This window comes from Desulfobacterales bacterium, from assembly GCA_021647905.1.
Classification (GTDB): domain Bacteria; phylum Desulfobacterota; class Desulfobulbia; order Desulfobulbales; family BM004; genus JAKITW01.
The window spans coordinates 1-17,076 of record JAKITW010000007.1; the positions used below are offsets into that span (position 1 = coordinate 1).

Here is a 17,076-nt window from a genome sequence, read left to right on the forward strand (position 1 = left end):
GACAAGCTATGGAGCGCTGGTCGTTGCCCGGAATAGAATATTTTCTGACCCCTGACCCCTGACCCCTGACCCCTGACCCCTGACCCCTGACCCCTGACCCCTGACCCCTGACCCCTGACCCCTGACCCCTGAAACAATACGCCATGCAGGTAATCACCACCCATTTGAATGCCGACTTCGATGCCCTGGCCGCGATGGTGGCGGCCAAGCAACTCTATCCAGAGGCGCATCTTGTTTTTTCCGGGTCCCAGGAAAGGAATCTGCGTGAATTTCTGGGCCAGGCCCTTCCCTATACTTACGAATTCAAGCGGGTCCGCCAGATCGATCTGACCAAGGTAACCCGGCTGATCGTGGTCGACACCCGCCAGGCCCGCCGGTTGGGCAACCTGGCCCAATGCCTGGACAACCCAGGAATCGAAATTCATATCTATGACCATCATCCGGACATGCCCGGCGATCTGCACGGCAGCGTGGAAGTGGTCCGGCCGCTGGGGTCCACCTCGACCATCTTCTGCCAGCTTTTTCAGGAGCGAAAGATCGCCCTGAGCCGTGAGGATGCCTCGCTGCTGCTGCTGGGCATCTACGAGGATACCGGCTCCTTCACCTTTTCCACCACCACTCCCGATGATCTGCGGGCCGCGGCCTGGCTCCTTGCCCAGGGGGCTGACCTGCAACTGGTATCCCAGTTCGTGTCCCGGGAATTGACTTCCAGTCAGGTGGCCCTGCTCAACGACCTGATCAGGCAGGCCACCAGTTATTCGATTCAGGGGATCGACATCGTGGTGGCCAAGCTCACCATGCCCGAATATGTGGACGAGTTTTCCCTGATTGTCCGCCAGTTCATGGTCATGGACAACCTTGACTGCCTGTTCGCCCTGGCCGGCATGGGCGACCGGATTTATCTCATTGTCCGGAGCCGGATTCCCGAGGTCAATGCCGGCGAGATCGCCCGCGAGTTCGGCGGCGGCGGCCATGCCTCCGCCGCCTCGGCCACGGTCAAGGATCTGACCATGATCGAGGCCGAGGAGAAGCTGGTGCGGCTGCTGCACAAGCATGTCCGCCCCCAGAGCGTGGCCAGCGAACTGATGTCCGCGCCGGTGATCTCGGTGGGCCCGAATATCGCGATCAGGGAGGCCAACGAGATCCTTACCCGCTACAACATCACGGTGCTGCCGGTGATCAAGGGACCGCATAAGATCCTGGGGATGATCTCCCGCCGGGTGGTGGAAAAGTCAATATTTCACGGGCTCGGCGACCTGCCGGTGAGCGAATACATGACCACCGACGTGGCCACCCTGCCGCTTTCCGCCACCCTGGCCGATATTCAGGAGATGATCATCGAGCACCGCCAGCGCTTGATTCCGGTGGTGGATGACCAGGGCGGGGTCAAGGGGGTTATCACCCGCACCGATCTGCTTAATCTACTGGTCAATGATCCCGGTCATATCCCGGGCGAGCCGCCCGGCGGGGAGGACCGCTCCTATGCCGAACGGCACCGCAATCTCAACAGCCTGATGGTGGAGCATCTCGGCCGGGAGATCATCGTGCTGCTCCGCGACATCGGCGAGGTGGCCGAGCAGAACCAGTGGGCCGCCTATGCAGTGGGCGGGTTTGTCCGCGACCTGCTGCTGCGGATCAAAAATCTTGACCTTGATATCGTGGTCGAGGGGGATGGCATCGCTTTTGCCAAAAAACTGGCGCAAAGGCTGGGCGGCAAGGTGCGCACCCATGAGAAGTTCAAAACCGCGGTGGTGATTCTGGCCAACGGGTTCAAGATCGACGTGGCCACGGCCCGGCTCGAATATTACGAGTATCCGGCGGCCCTGCCCACGGTGGAGTTGTCTTCAATCAAGCTTGATCTCTACCGCCGTGATTTCACCATCAACGCCATGGCCATCCACCTCAACCCGGACCGGTTCGGGACCCTGGTCGATTTTTTCAACTGCCAGAGCGATCTCAAGGAGAGACGGATCCGGATCCTGCACAACCTGAGCTTTGTCGAGGACCCCACCCGGATCTTCAGGGCGATCCGTTTCGAGCAGCGCATGGGGTTTCAGATCGGCAAGCATACCGAAAAGATGCTCAAGAACGCGGTGAAAATGAACCTGTTCGACCGTTGTCGCGGCCGCCGCTGTTTCGGGGAACTCAAACTGATCATGTCCGAGGAGGACCCGATGCCGGCCCTGCGGCGGATGGCCGGGTTCGACCTGCTCAAATTCATCCTGCCCGGGCTGAAACTGGACAAACGGCTGGCAGTCACCCTGGCCGAAACCCAGAAGGTACTGGCCTGGCATCGGCTCCTCTACCTGGATACGCCCTGCCGGTCGTGGATGGTCTACCTGCTGGTGGTGATGGCCCCCTTTTCCATGCGCAAGCTGGTAAATTTCTGTGCCCGTTTCGAGGTGCCGGAGCGGTACTGTCTCCTGCTGCGCCGGATGAAGGAGAGGGGGGATAAGATCGTCCGGGTCCTGAACCAGGGACGGGTCATGCGGCCCAGCGAGATCTACTGGCTGCTGCACGGACTTGAACATGAAGGGCTTCTCTACCTGCTGGCCCTGGCTCGGAGGAAAAATGCCAAAAAGGCGGTTTCGATGTACGTCACCAAACTGCGCACAGTGACCACCTCGGTGCGGGGCAGTGACCTCAAAAAAATGGGCTATCCGGTGGGCCCGCTCTACCGTACCATCCTCAACCATCTTCTGGAGGCCCGGCTCGACGGCCTGGTAAGCACCCGGGCCGGGGAGATCGCCTTTGTGAAGAAACATTACCCCCTGGGGCCGGACCAGGGGGGGTATGCCTAGGCTTCCTGACCGTTGTTTTCCGGTTTTCTTTCCGCCATGGGCACGAAAGGCCGCTGTTTGGGACCGACATAGATCTGGCGCGGCCGGTTGATCCGCGAATCGGGATCGTCCCACATCTCCTTCCAGTGGGCGATCCAGCCCGGCAGCCTGCCCAGGGCGAACATCACCGTGAACATGTTGGTGGGGATGCCGATGGCCCGGTAAACGATGCCGCTGTAGAAATCCACATTGGGATAAAGATTACGTTCGATGAAGTAGTCGTCGCTCAAGGCCGCCTCCTCCAGTTCCTTGGCAATATCCAGGAGCGGATCGACCACATGCAGGGAATCAAGAACCTGGTCGCAGGCCTTCTTGATGATCCGGGCCCGGGGGTCGTAATTTTTGTACACCCGGTGACCGAAGCCCACCAGCCGGAAGGGGTCGTCAGGGTCCTTGGCCCGGTCGAGATATTTGATATAGTCGCCGCCTTCTTCGTAGATCCGCTCCAGCATCTCCACCACCGCCTGGTTGGCGCCACCGTGCAGCGGTCCCCACAGGGCGCTGATTCCGGCCGAAATCGACGCATAGAGATTGACCCGGGCGCTGCCCACCAGCCGGACCGCCGAGGTCGAACAGTTCTGTTCATGGTCGGCATGGAGGATGAGAATCTTGTTCAGGGCCTTGACCACCACCTCGTTGATCGTATAGGGCTTGACCGGCGAATCGAACATCATGTTCAGGAAGTTGGCGCAGTAGGTCAGGTCGTGCCGGGGATAGATCAAGGGCTGGCCGATGGATTTTTTATAGGAAAAAGCGGCAATGGTCCGCACCTTGGAGAGGAGCCGGGCCGCCATCCGGTCGATATCCTCGGCCGGGTTGTCGATCATCTCCGGATAATAATTGCTCAGGGTGTTGACCATTGAGGAGAGGATGGCCATGGGCTGCGCATTGGGCGGAAAGCCGTCAAAGAAGTGGATCATATCCTCGTGGAGCATGGCAAACCGGCCCAGCAGGGTACTGAATTTTTTGAGTTGCTTTTCAGTGGGCAGGCTGCCGTGGAGCAGCAGGTAGGCCACCTCGACAAAGGTACAGTTCTCCGCCAGTTCGGCAATGGGATAGCCGCGGTAGTTGAGCACACCCCGGGCCCCTTCGAGAAAGGTGATTTCGCTGGTGCAGGAGCCGGTGTTCATGAAGCCGCTGTCCAGGGTGATATGCCCGGTTTCAGCCCGCAGCCTCCTGATATCGATGGCCTTTTCTCCTTCAGTGCCGATGATGACCGGCAGATGGTAGGTCTTTCCGTCCAGGATCAGAGTTGCCTGCTCCCGGGTGTTTTTTTCTTTCGACATATCCAGATTTCCTTGTATTCTGTCGTGCCGGCCGTAAGGGACACGATGATTGCGGTTTCGCGAGCATTACCGTTGTGGCGGTTCAGCCCGGAGGATGTTGCAGCCTGTATTCGGGATAAGTTGAGGCTTATCTCGTGAAGTCCACCCAAAAAAAATTAGTATAGAAGAAATTTGATAACGATTCAAGAGGCAGGCCATGAAGACGATGGAAGCGGATCATAACCACACCCCTGTCCATGGCAGGCGGATGCGGATTTTTCGAGACGAGGTCACGGTATACCCGGTGTCCTGCGAACGGCTGGCCAGCGGCCGCACCGACCGCGAGTGGCTGGCCGCGGTATTGGCCGGCGGCGCCCGCATCGTTCAACTCCGGGACAAGGATGCGGATGACCGCACCCTGTACGAAAAAGCGGTTTTCTTCCGGCAACTGACCCGGGCGGCCGGGGCGTTGCTGATCATCAACGACCGGGTGGATATCGCCCTGCTGGTCGACGCCGACGGGGTGCATCTGGGCAACTCTGATCTACCGGTCCGGGAGGTCCGGCGACTGGCGCCGGAACTGATCATCGGCGTGTCCGCCAATACCGTCGAGCAGGCCGCCACGGTGGATGAACGCGGGGCCTCCTATTTCAACATCGGGCCGCTCTATCCCACCAGGACCAAGGAGGGACTCTCAACCTTTATCGGCCTGGAGGCGGTGGCTCGATTTTCCGCCTGTTCCGCGTTGCCCTTTACGGTGATGGGCGGGATCAAGCCGGACCATGTCCCGGACCTGGTGGCGGCCGGCGCGGCCCGGATCGCGGTGGTCACCGCCCTGACCCGGGCCGGGAATATCGAGGCGGAAACCAGACGCTGGGTGGAGGCAATCCGCCGGGCCCGGGATAATAAAAGGGAATGATGAATGTCGAATATCGAATATCGAATGGGAAAAGACTATGAAGACCCTTGCTGAACAGACCGCGGAGATCCGGCTGCTGATGGAGTACGGTGTGCCCGGACAGCACCGGGATGCGGCCATCGAACTGCTGACCCGGCACGGGGAGGACAGTATCGCCCTGAACCTTTTTCAGGAGTTCTACAGCTTTCTGCCCGAGGCCCGGGAGGACGCGATCACCGTGCTGCGATTACTGGCGCGGCGGCAGGGGATTTTTCTGATCTGCGCCACCACCCTGGTTGCCGATTACCTGTACACGGTGGGCGGCCAGGGGGCCACTTTTCTCGGGCCTCTCGCCGAGGGGATCTGGGAAAAGGAGGTGCTTGATTTTTTCGGTTTCAAGGACCGGGAGGAATCTGTGGCCGCGCACCGGGAGCTGGACCGGTTTCCGGTCTATGTTCCGGTCCATCTTAACGACCAACTCTGTCATTTCTGCGCGGTTTCCAGCGGCGAGGAGCATGTCTTCGGCTGTCCGGCCGAGATCTGCCCCTGGTGCGGCGGTCAGTTGATCGGCTGCAACTGCCGGTTCGAGCAACTGGAGCGCGACCGGCTGGAGCGGGAAAAGCAGATCAACACCCTGCACGCCATGGTCAATGAAAAAGGGCGGGTCCCCTTTGAACCCGGCCAGGGACCCGCCTATCCGGCAATGGATGAGGATGAGTAGAGCGCCCCGCCCTTATTTTATCGACTGCAGATACTTATAAAACTCGGAGTCCGAGGAGATGATCAGCCGGGTGTTATCGCCCAGGGTCTTGCGATAGGTCTCCAGGCTCTTGGAAAAGGCGTAGAACTCCGGGTCCTGATTATAGGCATCGGCAAATATCCTGGCTGCCGTTGCATCGGCCTTACCCTTGATTTCCTGGGCCTCACGGTTGGCCTTGGAGGTGATCTCTTTTAACTCCCGCTGCACCTTGCCCATGATCTCCGCCTTCTGGCCTTCACCCTGGGAACGCTTCTCCGCGGCAATCCGTTTCCGCTCCGAGATCATCCGGTCATATACCTTGCGTTGCACCGATTCGATATAGTTGACCCGCTTGAACATCACGTCCACCAATTCGATCCCGTACTTGGGGGTGATCTTGGAGGCGGTCTTGTGGACCAGGGCGGCAATGTTGTCCCGGCCGTAGCGGATCGGTCCGTCTTCGGCCTGGGCCCCGGAGATGACCATGATTTCCGGCGACCAGTCCGAACTGCGGATGATCTCCACCAGGTTGTTTTTATTGACCAGGTCGCGGACCGTGCCGTCGATGATGTCGTCGAGAACGGTCATGGCCCGGGTCTGGGTCTTGACCGCCTGCATGAACACCAGGGCATCGGCGATACGCCAGCGGGCGGTGACGTCCAGGTAGACGAATGTTTTGTCATTGGTCGGGATCTGGTTGGGATCGCCGTCCCAGATCAGGATCCGTTTTTCAAAAAAGGTGGCCTCCTGGATAAAAGGGGTCTTGTAATGGAGGCCGGCCTCGGTGATCGGGGTGCCCACCGGGCGGCCGAACTGGGTAATCACCGCCTGTTTGCCTTCTGGCAGAATATAGAAACCCTGCCAGACGGTAACGCCGACGACCAGTACCAGGCCGATCACTATATATCGGATAATCGCATTCACAACATCTCCTCCTGGAGTTTAGGGTTTTGTAGCCGCGGGAGACCCGCCGGTGAGGTTGAGAAAGGGCAGGATCGAACGTTGGTCGCGGTCCAGCACATAGATGTCAGCCAGGGAGGGCAGGACATCCTGCATGGTCTCAAGGTACAGGCGCTGCCGGGTGACCTCCTTGGCGCTCCGGTATTCCTTGAGCACCGCCAGGAAGCGGGAGGTGTCGCCCTTGGACAGGTTTATCCGTTCCACTGCGTAACCGTGGGCCTCTTCCAACTGCTCCAGGGCCTGGCCCCGGGCCTTGGGGATCACCCGGTTGTAGGCCTCTTCCGCCTCGTTGACCAGCCGTTTCATGTCCTGGTCCGCCTCGTTGACCTCGTTAAAGGCCGGCTTGACCGCATCCGGCGGATTGACGTCCTGGAGTTGGACGGTCATGATGTCCACCCCGCTTTCATAGTTGTTAAGGACGGACTGCAGTTCCTTGGCCGTGGCCGCGGCCAGGATGTCGCGGTTGGAAAGAAGGTAGTCGAAGTCCATATTGCCGACGATCCGGCGGATGGCGGTTTCCGACAGGTCGCGCACCGCCTGGCTGATGTCGACCACCTTGAAAATGAAGTCAAAAGGGTCCTGCACCTTGTACTGGACGATCCACTCCACGTCGATCACGTTTTTATCCGCGGTGAGCATCAGTGATTCCGAATCATAGCCGGTTCTCTGGTACACGGTCTGACGGGCCGGAGTCTTGGTCCTGAAACCGAATTCCTCCTTCCGCACCGTTTCCACATCGACCTTCACCACTTCGTCGATCAGCGGTATCTTGAAGTTGAGACCGGGCTGGGCGGTCTTGCTGTACTTGCCGAAACGGAGCACCACCCCCTGTTCTCCCGGTTCAATGGTGTAGAAAGAGGAATAGACCACCTGGAAGAGGAAGATCAGGGCGATGATTCCGATGATGCGGCTGACCCCGCCAAAAGGGAAGCCGCCTTTGCCAGCGCCCTGGCCGTGCTTTGGCGGTTCACCGCCGCCGGACTGCTTGCCGGCAAAGGCGGCCTTGATTTTTTTGACGATCTCCAAAATGAAGTCCTCCGGGGATGGCGGACGGTTGCCCGGACCCCGGGGCGATTGCTGGTCTTGCCAAGCCATGATCAGCCTCTTTTAGTTGGCCGCTACAGATGAGACCACCGGCCAAGAGGCCGGGGCAGAGTCAAACGCAACGGTGATTGGGATGGGATTTTCCGATTTTTTACGAGGTTGTTGCACGTAGTTCGGATTGGATGATCTGACATCATCGCAGAATAACCTTCCGTTTACAAGGATTATTTGTTTCTCATCCGGAAGAATCGCCCTGCGAAGGGCAGAGGACCCTCCTTCGCCTGATGGCTACGGCGGGCAGGCAGAAAAATATGGGGCAGTGATCGTGGTTCGGATATGATATTCCCTGCACCCTGCACCCTGCACCCTGCACCCTGCACCCTGCACCCTGCACCCTGCACCCTGCACCGTTATTTATCCCCATGCCGCCAGCCAGGCGAGAACCACGGAAAACATCGTGCCTGCCAGGAGCAGGTTCTGGAACAATGCCCTTTCAAGAATACGGGCGGGAATTGTCCAGGCCAGGCCCCCCAGGATCATGCCGACGATCAATCCGAAGAAGTGGGCTCCCAGATCGGTATGCTCGCCGCTGCTGCCCAGCAGAGCCAGAAGCGCGACTCCGGCCGCCAGGGGCGCCAGGATCGCCCTGAGTGCCTGGGTCCGTTTGGTAATGGCCTGATACCCCACCAACAGACCGATGGCCCCGAACACGGCGGTGGAAAAACCCACCGAGTTATGGCTGGGACCGTGCAGAACGATATTAAGGTAGTTGCCGAGAACACCGGACAGCAACAGCAGCATCCAGCCCAGGCCGCTGCCCAGGACCCGGCAGAGATAGTGGACCGGAAATCCGCCGATGATCAGGTTGCCCATGAGATGAGCCGGATCGGCGTGAAGGGTCAGCGCGGTGAGCAGGCGCCACCATTCGCCATTAACAAGGATGGCCTTGCCAATGGCCGCCCCGCGGCTGAACCACGGGGCATTGGGACTCCAAGACCCGGTGATTGCGAAAAATACGGCAAGTGCGCCGAGCAGGAGAATCGTGGGCGGCGAAGAAAACAGTTCAGCACTTTGTCGCGGCGCCGGTGGAACCGGGGGCCAGTTGGCGTTTTCCTGCTCAAAGGCCGCAAGTTCGGCCCGGGCCCGTTCCTGATCCTCGGCCGCCACCCGGATAATCCAGTCGGCCGGGGTCTGCTCGACCCGGTGTCCAATGCCCACGGCCGACAGGACCAGGGACCAGAGTTCAATCCGTAGTCTGTCCGGGGTCGTTGCGGCGATTTCGGTCTGGAGTCGAGAGCGGGGCATACATTACCGGAGGTCAGAGATCAAAGGATGATGCCAAAGAAGGCGGGATGCCGGGTATATGTGGCGTCCCCGACGGGATTTGAACCCGTGTCGCCGGCGTGAAAGGCCATACTCAAAGCACACCTCTTCATGATTTCAGTTGGTTATAAATGACAAAAGTGGCTCAAAACGGCTAAAACGGACAAGAGAAGCCCTCAAAAAAGCCACCAGCTTTCTTCCGTTTTTTATTCAATGGAGCTTGCATAAAGTAAAGGTTTTTCTCTTGACAGAGGATGATTATATTATGTAGAGAGTGTAAATAAGTTTACTACCCCTATGGTTTCGACCTAGGGTGCGGGGTCGCTTCGGCGGCCCCTGCTTTTTTCTGGGGTTATAAATGCGAACATCGATCTATGTTGATGGTTTTAATCTCTACTACCGAGCCCTCAAGGGTTCTCCCTACAAGTGGTTGGACTTAAAAGCGTTAACAGCCAACCTCTTGCAGCCCCACCATATTATCGCTGAAATTAAATACTTCACTGCCATTGTTTCCGGGAATATCGATCCCGGACAACCGATCCGTCAGAAGACGTACATACGGGCACTTGAGAAATATGTGCCCGAGGCTTCCGTGTACTATGGCCACTTTTTGAGCCATCCGGTCTCGGCGCCGCAATACCCTTTAACCAATCCGCTTCAGTTCGCTAAGGTTATGAAGACGGAGGAAAAGGGCTCTGATGTCAACATGGCGGTTCATATCCTGAATGATGCCTGGCTTGACAGGTATGATTGTGCCGTGATCATATCGAATGATAGTGATCTGGCAGAGTCGTTGCGCCTGGTTCGTGAACAGCACAACAAAGTGATCGGCCTGCTTTCTCCGTTGATCAACGGGCATCCCTCCCGGGAACTCCAGAAGCATGCCCATTTTGTCAAAAGAATCAGAAAAGGGGTTTTGAAAATTTCACAGTTGCCTTCCCCCATCCCTGGATCTACCATTCGCAAGCCGCAAGGCTGGTAAGAGTCGAGATAGATTTACCCCAACCATTTATCCGAAAACAAGAAAAGGGGTTAGCCATTCACGGCTAACCCCTTTTTATTACTTGGCGTCCCCGACGGGATTTGAACCCGTGTCGCCGGCGTGAAAGGCCGGTGTCCTGGACCTGGCTAGACGACGGGGACAGGTCTTTGTTTAAGATGGTGGGTCGTGCGCGACTCGAACGCGCGACTCTCTGCTTAAAAGGCAGATACTCTACCAGCTGAGTTAACGACCCACTTGGAAGAAGGGTTACATACAATAGCCCGGGGGCGATGTCAAGAGCTTGGGTGTGGGTTTGTATATTTTCTTCTCCCGGTCTACGGCGTTGCAGCTTGGTGGTAGCAGGGTTTTCCGGCCGGGCGCCGTATTTTTCCGAATACCCGGCCAAGCGCCATCCCCCTGACATCAAATTCCTTGTGGAGTGCTGCCAGGTTTGCTATTCTCGGATGAGTTTCAATGGTCGTCGCCTTTACCCTGTGATTTCGTTACAAACGGGTGAATAAGGCTGCTTGTGGGCGCTGCCGTGCCGGTCGGCACGGCTCTTTTTTTTCATGGATTAATCAGGAGGTGTTCCCATGGGATTTCTTTCCGGGTCAGCCAGTTACGTACGCTACGCGGTTGAGGGCGACCTGCCGGAAAAATTTTTTGAATTCGTGGCCGAGCGTGTCGCCGGGTTCAGTTTCCGGGACATCGACGATACCCTGGATGAGTATTCCATCGGCTGGGTGTCGGTTGGAAACATGTTCGACAGCCGCTTCGCCTTTGGTTCCTACACCGTGGCAGATTATATCGTCCTGGCCATGCGCATCGATGAGCGCAAGGTGCCGGCGGCGATCTTGAACAAGTTCGCCAAAAAGGAAGAGGAACGGGTCAAGAAGGAACGTGAACTCCCCAAGCTGAGCCGGGCCCATCGCCAGGAGATCAAGGAACGGGTCCGTCAGCAGCTCGCCAGCCGGGCCGTACCCGCCCCATCGGTCTATGAGCTGTGCTGGAACCTGGCTGACAACACCGTGCTTTTCTTCAGCAATAATAAAAAGGCCCAGGCGGTGCTGGAAGATTTTTTCAAGGATTGTTTCGAGGTCCACCTGGTGATGCAGGTACCCTATCTCGCGGCCGGCCACCTGCTCGGCCCAGACGGCGAGGAAGCTCTGGCCCAATTGCGGCCAACAATTTTTGTCTAATTCCGGGTAAGGTTTCGGTAAACCGCGTACGTTTGAGGTTGGACCGGGAAAGGGGTTTTCTTATACCGAACGGTGTAGCGGACCCTGAGCCGCAGCCGTGACGGCAAAAGCGGAATTTGAAACAACTTCGGCATGATATGGTTATGGGTTCCGAATCGCCGCCGCGGCGAAGCGAGTTCCTGCTTGATAGCCTGTTTATGAACAGCCGACCCTTCTCAATGGAGCGGCCGTTGGTAGAAGAAGACCCCTTTCCCGACAGGAGGGGTTTACTGAATGTTTACAATTCCGGTCAGGGAAAAAATAATGGATCTTGTTGATATCATAATTGAAAAAAAATTTCTGGGCCAGGAGTTCCTCACCTGGCTCTGGTATAAGAGCAACCAGCGCGGCGGCACGGTGTTTCTGGCCGAAACAGGCGATATCCAACTGGTCTTTGAAAAGCATATGCTGCTGGAGTTTGGCGAGGGCGAGGCCCACGAAAGGCTTATCTGTCAGGGGCTGCAGACCGAACTCCAGGAGGCCCGGATCGGCCTGTTGATGGGTAAAAAACTGGAGCAGGCCCGGATCCGGCTGGCATACGGCGACCATGAGTGGTATTTTACCCTGTCCGCCACCCTGTTCGAGTTCCGCAGCGTCAAGGTGCCCAGAACCATGGGCGCGGACGAGGAAAGAGACGATTCCCTGGCCTTTGAGGCCCGGGTGCTGGAGCGGGTGGGGATGATCGAGCAGGTCAACCGGATCATTGACGAGCTGTTCCGGATGTTCCTTGCCCTGCGCATTGGTCCGGACTGGGAGCAGGAACTGGCCGGGCTCAGGGCCTGGGTCCACAGCGCCGCGGAGAAATAAATAATGGAGTTTGAGACTGTAATCGGGCTGGAGATCCATGCCCAGTTAAAGACATTGAGCAAGATTTTCTGCGGTTGTTCCACTGCCTTCGGTGCGCCGGCCAACACCCATACCTGCCCGGTCTGCCTGGGCATGCCCGGGGTGCTGCCGGTCTTGAACCACCAGGTGGTGGAGTATGCCATCCGGATGGCCCTGGCCACCAACTGCGAGATCGGCGCAACCAACGTCTTTGCCCGCAAGAACTATTTTTATCCGGACCTGCCCAAGGGATATCAGATCTCCCAGTTCGAGCGTCCCCTTGCCGAGCATGGCTGGGTCGAAATCGAGGCGGCGGGCAGACATCGCCGCATCGGGCTCACCCGGATCCACATGGAGGAGGATGCCGGCAAGTTGATCCATGACGAGCATGAGTCCAAAAGCTACGTGGACCTCAACCGGACCGGGGTGCCGTTGATCGAGATCGTCAGCGAGCCGGATATCCGCTCGCCCGAGGAGGCGGCCGCCTATCTGAAAAAACTGCACGCCATTCTCCGCTACCTGGATATCTGCGACGGCAATATGCAGGAAGGCAGCTTCCGTTGCGATGCCAATATCTCGCTTCGGCCCAAGGGGCAAGAGGAACTCGGCACCCGCACCGAGCTGAAGAACATGAACTCCTTCCGTAACGTGCAGAGGGCCCTGGAATATGAAGAGAGGCGGCAGCGGGACCTGCTCCTGGACAACGGCGAGGTGGTGCAGGAGACCCTGCTCTGGGATGCGGATAAAAACGTGACCACCTCCATGCGCGGCAAGGAGGAGGCCCATGATTATCGCTATTTCCCGGACCCGGATCTGGTGCCGGTGGTGATTGACCGGCAGTGGATCGAGCGGGTCCGGGCCACCATGCCCGAGCTGCCCGATGAGCGCAAGTCCCGGTTTATTACCGAGTTTGAGCTGCCGGAATACGATGCCGGGGTGTTGACCGCGGATCGGGAGCTGGCCGATTATTTCGAAAGCGCCCACGCCCTCTATCCCCGGGCCAAAAAACTCAGCAACTGGATCATGACCGAACTGATGCGGGAACTGCGCAACGAGGATGCTGGTATCACTGCCTGCGCGGTGGGTCCGGAGAATCTGGCCGCGCTCCTGAAGATGATCGAGGCCGGTACCATCAGCGGCAAGATCGCCAAGACGGTGTTTGCGGAGATGATGGCCAGCGGCAAGGATGCCGGGACCATTGTCAAGGAGAAGAACCTTGTCCAGGTAAGCGATGCGGACGAGTTGCTCGGGATGGTCCGCGAGATTCTCGCGGCCAACCCCCGGCAGGTGGCGGATTTCAGGGGCGGCAAGACCAAGCTGATCGGCTTTTTTGTCGGCCAGTTGATGCAGAAGACCAGGGGCAAGGCCAACCCCAGGCTGGCCAATCAACTCTTTGCCAGGGAGTTGGCCAAGGATAAATGATCACCTGCAACCACCGTGGTTCGTAACCGTTCACCGGGGGTACGGAATTACGGTAACCTCATGCCCGTAAGCGTTTACCAGTGGTTTAGATTCGTTCATTTGGGACAGCGAAGCATACTGGTGCTATTCGAGCAGGCCCAAATGGGCGAAGATGAGGTGCTGGTGAACGCTTGCCTTGGTTCCAATCGGCAAGGAGGGATTCATGGAAAAGGGCGATTGGCGAAAAAAAGGCGCCGGCCACCGGCAGCGGTTGCGGGACAAGTTCCTCGCCCGCGGCATCAAGGCCTTTAACGACGATGAACTGCTCGAACTGCTGCTCAGTTTCGGCACCCCGCGGATCGACTGCAAGGACACGGCCCGGGCCGTGCTGGCCCATTTCAACAACTCCCTGGCCGCGGTGCTGGACGCCCCGGCCGAGGAGTTGATCAAGATAAAGGGCATGGGCCGGAAGAACATCTTTGCCCTTCATTTTGTCCAGGGAACGGCCCGGCGTTATCTCAAGCAGCGGGTACTCGGCAAGCAGTACATCCATTCCTCCCGCGAGGTGGGCGACTACCTTGTCCACCTGCTGCGGGGCCGGGAGCGGGAGGTGTTCATCGCTGTTTTTCTCGATGGTGCCCATGCGGTGATTGCCACCGAGACCGTGGCCGAGGGTACTATTTCAGTGAACACCATCTATCCGCGCGAATTAATCAAGCAGGCCCTGAAGTACAATGCCGCCGCGCTGATCGTGGCCCACAACCACCCCTCCGGCAGCCTGACCCCGTCGGCCCAGGATATCAACCTGACCCGGACCCTGTTCATGGCCTGTTCCCTGATGAACATCACCCTGCTCGACCATCTCCTGGTCGGCGCGGCGCAAGAGGTATACAGCTTTGCCGATCACGGCCTGATGACCGATATCAGCTCCCGATGCGCCCAACTCCTCAACCAGCCGGACCGGGGCTGAGATGGAGGTGTACGACCTGCCGGGCCCGGGCCAGGGCGAGGAGATTGCCACCATTTATGTGCATGTCCCCTTCTGCCGGAGCAGATGTCCTTACTGCTCCTTTGTCTCCTTTGTTGTTGACCGGGACGGGCAGGTCGTTGACTACGGCCGGGCGTTGATCGACCAGGCCAAGGCCATGGCTGAAAATCCCTGGGTCCGGGCGCGTCAATTTACCTCGCTGTTTTTCGGGGGCGGCACCCCTGCCCGGCTGTCCGTTGACCAACTGGCGGCCCTGTGCGATATTTTTTTGCGCCGCTACCCCTTTTCCACGGAAGTTGAACCCGAGGTAAGCCTTGAGACCAACCCCAACACGGTATCCCGGCAGATGCTTGCTGGTCTGCGCCAGGCCGGAATCAACCGGCTCAGCATCGGGGTCCAGTCCCTTTCCGACCGGCTGTTAAAGAAACTGGGCCGCACCCATTCCGCGGCCGATGCCCGCCGGGCCGTGCGCCTGGCCCGGCAGGCCGGGTTTGCCAATCTCAACCTGGACCTGATGTATGGCCTGCCGAGGCAGTCAACGGCCGACTGGCAAGAGACCCTGGCCAGGGCCCTTGAGCTTGGGCCCGAGCATCTGGCGATCTATGAGCTGACCGTTGAGCCGGGCACCCCTTTTGCCGGACGGCTGGCGGCCGGCGACCTGCACCTGCCGGATGAGGAGACCCTGCTGGCCATGGCGGAGGTAACCGCGACGCTGTTGAACCAGGCCGGGTTTACGCGCTACGAGATCTCCAACTACGGCCGGCCCGGTTATTATTGCCGCCACAATATCAATTACTGGGAAAACGGCCCCTATCTCGGCATCGGCGCCGGGGCGGTCTCCTGTTTTTCCGGGGTGCGGATCCGCAACGTCGAGGATCCTGGGGAATTTGTCCGGATGGTGGCGGCCGGCCGGCCCCCTTTTCTAGACGCGGAATGCCTGGACCACCAATCCCGGTTCCGGGAGACGGTGATCATGGGGCTGCGAATGCTGGACGGGATCTCCTGCAGCCGGCTTGAAGAACGGTTCGGGCTCGAGCCGCGCCAGTATTATGGGCCGCTGCTGGAGCGGCTGATAAAAGAGGGCTGGCTGGCTGGCAGCGGAGACCGGCTCCGCCTTACCGGCCCGGGGCTTGGTGTGGCCGATTCAGTGTTGAGCCAGCTGGTATAAGGGAAAAAGAGATAAGAGATGACCATGAAGGCAAAGAAACCGGAAGTTGTTTATATCTGCCAGGGCTGCGGCTATCAGAGCCGTAAATGGCTGGGCCGCTGCCCTGACTGCCGGGAGTGGCAGAGCCTGGTTGAAGAACGGGTCACTGCCTCCCGCGGCGGCGGGACCGGAACTAAAACCGCGACCGCCATCCCGGTCCCGCTGGTGTCGGCGCCCGAGGATGACGATCAGCGCTCCACCACTGGAATCGCGGAGCTGGACCGGGTCCTGGGCAACGGGGTGGTGCCGGGCTCGATGATCCTCATCGGCGGCGACCCCGGGATCGGCAAATCCACCCTGATGCTCCACATGCTGGCCGGGATGGCGGCCCAGGGGTGCCGGGTTCTCTATGTAAGCGGCGAGGAATCGGTGCAGCAGATCAAGATGCGGGCCAGACGGCTCAATGCCTTGCACCCTGACTTGTTCCTGGCCATGGAGAGCAATGTTGAGGCGATTATCGGTATGGCCGACCATATGCAGCCCGGCCTGCTGGTGGTGGATTCGATCCAGACCCTGTTTACCGAGGAGTTTCCCTCGGCCCCGGGCAGCGTCACCCAGGTGCGCGAATCCGCGGCCCGGCTGATGACCCTGGCCAAGACCAGCCGGATCCCGGTGGTGCTGGTGGGTCATGTGACCAAGGACGGGGCCATTGCCGGCCCCCGGGTGCTGGAGCATATGGTGGATTGCGTTCTCTATTTTGAGGGGGATCGCGGCCATGCCTTCCGGATCCTGCGCACGGTCAAGAACCGCTATGGCTCCACCAACGAGATCGGGGTGTTTGAGATGAAGGAAGAGGGGCTGGTCCAGGTGGACAACCCCTCGGAGATATTTCTGGCCGAGCGTTCGGTCGATGTGCCCGGCTCGGTGGTGATGCCGAGCATTGAGGGCAGCCGGCCGATCCTGGTGGAGGTCCAGGCCCTGGTCAGCTCCACCAACTTCGGCACCCCGCGGCGGACCGCCATCGGCGCCGACCCCCAGCGGCTGGCCCTGTTGACCGCGGTGCTGGAGAAAAAGGCCGGCCTCTCCCTGGTGGCCAATGATATCTTTTTAAATATCGCCGGCGGGATCAGGATCGACGAGCCGGCCCTGGACCTGGGCGTGATCAGCGCGATTGCCTCCGGCTTCCTCGAACGGCCGATTCCGGCCGCCACCGTGGTCTGCGGCGAGGTCGGCCTGGCCGGCGAGGTGCGCGCCGTCGGCCAGATCGAGATGCGACTCAAGGAGGCCTACCGGCTGGGTTTCACCCGGTTTATCCTGCCGCGCAGCAATGCGGCGCGACTGGGGGCCAAGGTCCGCAAACAGACCCCGCTGGAGTTGATCGGGGTGGCCACGGTAACGGAACTTCTGGACAGGGTTTTTTGACCGG

The 17,076-nt window shown here is 59.1% G+C and carries 15 protein-coding genes and 2 tRNA genes; 11 read left to right on the plus strand and 6 right to left on the minus strand.

The annotated features are described in order from the left end of the window. The first annotated feature begins 143 nt into the window (after positions 1-143). Positions 144-2,801: a CBS domain-containing protein gene (locus L3J03_02075; GenBank protein MCF6289782.1), complete on the plus strand. Its 2,658-nt coding sequence runs from the start codon at positions 144-146 to the stop codon at positions 2,799-2,801. Here the strand turns inward: L3J03_02075 and L3J03_02080 are convergent. After that, entirely contained in the window at positions 2,798-4,126 is a 1,329-nt protein-coding gene (locus tag L3J03_02080) for a citrate synthase (GenBank protein MCF6289783.1), read from the minus strand. The genes L3J03_02075 and L3J03_02080 overlap by 4 nt on opposite strands. A gap of 196 nt (positions 4,127-4,322) precedes the next feature. Between L3J03_02080 and thiE the strand changes: the two genes are divergently transcribed. Together thiE and L3J03_02090 are read left to right on the plus strand one after the other, a co-directional pair. Beyond that, positions 4,323-5,024, plus strand: coding sequence for a thiamine phosphate synthase (gene thiE, locus L3J03_02085; protein ID MCF6289784.1), 702 nt, complete (start codon positions 4,323-4,325; stop codon positions 5,022-5,024). 37 nt (positions 5,025-5,061) lie between these two features. Then, positions 5,062-5,724 (plus strand): hypothetical protein, encoded by a 663-nt coding sequence (locus tag L3J03_02090; GenBank protein MCF6289785.1) that lies wholly within the window; start codon positions 5,062-5,064, stop codon positions 5,722-5,724. A gap of 12 nt (positions 5,725-5,736) precedes the next feature. On the opposite strand, the gene hflC is transcribed toward L3J03_02090, so the two are convergent. The 3 genes from hflC to L3J03_02105 all read right to left on the minus strand — a co-directional run bounded on the left by hflC (position 5,737) and on the right by L3J03_02105 (position 9,051). Further along, on the minus strand, positions 5,737-6,666 hold the full coding sequence (hflC, locus tag L3J03_02095; protein MCF6289786.1) for a protease modulator HflC: 930 nt from the start codon (positions 6,664-6,666) through the stop codon (positions 5,737-5,739). Between the two features lie 18 nt (positions 6,667-6,684). Continuing rightward, on the minus strand, positions 6,685-7,797 hold the full coding sequence (gene hflK / locus L3J03_02100) for an FtsH protease activity modulator HflK (protein ID MCF6289787.1): 1,113 nt from the start codon (positions 7,795-7,797) through the stop codon (positions 6,685-6,687). Between the two features lie 363 nt (positions 7,798-8,160). After that, positions 8,161-9,051: a rhomboid family intramembrane serine protease gene (locus L3J03_02105; protein ID MCF6289788.1), complete on the minus strand. Its 891-nt coding sequence runs from the start codon at positions 9,049-9,051 to the stop codon at positions 8,161-8,163. Positions 9,052-9,427: 376 nt separating this feature from the next. Between L3J03_02105 and L3J03_02110 the strand changes: the two genes are divergently transcribed. Further along, the gene (locus tag L3J03_02110; GenBank protein MCF6289789.1) at positions 9,428-10,051 is read left to right on the plus strand and encodes an NYN domain-containing protein; all 624 of its coding nucleotides are present in this window, start codon (positions 9,428-9,430) and stop codon (positions 10,049-10,051) included. Between the two features lie 83 nt (positions 10,052-10,134). Here L3J03_02110 and L3J03_02115 read toward each other — a convergent pair. Beyond that, positions 10,135-10,212 (minus strand) — tRNA-Glu (locus L3J03_02115). 16 nt (positions 10,213-10,228) lie between these two features. Next, positions 10,229-10,304 (minus strand) — tRNA-Lys (locus L3J03_02120). Positions 10,305-10,644: 340 nt separating this feature from the next. Here L3J03_02120 and L3J03_02125 point away from each other — a divergent pair. From L3J03_02125 to radA, 7 genes are all read left to right on the plus strand, one after another. Then, the gene (locus L3J03_02125) at positions 10,645-11,250 is read left to right on the plus strand and encodes a recombination-associated protein RdgC (protein ID MCF6289790.1); all 606 of its coding nucleotides are present in this window, start codon (positions 10,645-10,647) and stop codon (positions 11,248-11,250) included. Between the two features lie 143 nt (positions 11,251-11,393). Then, entirely contained in the window at positions 11,394-11,567 is a 174-nt protein-coding gene (locus L3J03_02130; GenBank protein MCF6289791.1) for a hypothetical protein, read from the plus strand. After that, positions 11,554-12,096 (plus strand): hypothetical protein, encoded by a 543-nt coding sequence (locus tag L3J03_02135; GenBank protein ID MCF6289792.1) that lies wholly within the window; start codon positions 11,554-11,556, stop codon positions 12,094-12,096. Before L3J03_02130 ends, L3J03_02135 begins: the two co-directional genes overlap by 14 nt. A gap of 3 nt (positions 12,097-12,099) precedes the next feature. Further along, positions 12,100-13,536, plus strand: a complete 1,437-nt coding sequence (gatB, locus tag L3J03_02140) for an Asp-tRNA(Asn)/Glu-tRNA(Gln) amidotransferase subunit GatB (GenBank protein ID MCF6289793.1) — start codon at positions 12,100-12,102, stop codon at positions 13,534-13,536. 202 nt (positions 13,537-13,738) lie between these two features. Beyond that, positions 13,739-14,485, plus strand: coding sequence for a DNA repair protein RadC (gene radC / locus L3J03_02145; GenBank protein ID MCF6289794.1), 747 nt, complete (start codon positions 13,739-13,741; stop codon positions 14,483-14,485). Position 14,486: 1 nt separating this feature from the next. Continuing rightward, complete coding sequence (hemW, locus tag L3J03_02150; GenBank protein ID MCF6289795.1) at positions 14,487-15,671, plus strand: radical SAM family heme chaperone HemW; 1,185 nt, start codon at positions 14,487-14,489, stop codon at positions 15,669-15,671. Positions 15,672-15,695: 24 nt separating this feature from the next. Beyond that, positions 15,696-17,072, plus strand: coding sequence for a DNA repair protein RadA (radA, locus tag L3J03_02155; GenBank protein ID MCF6289796.1), 1,377 nt, complete (start codon positions 15,696-15,698; stop codon positions 17,070-17,072). Positions 17,073-17,076 lie beyond the last annotated feature (4 nt).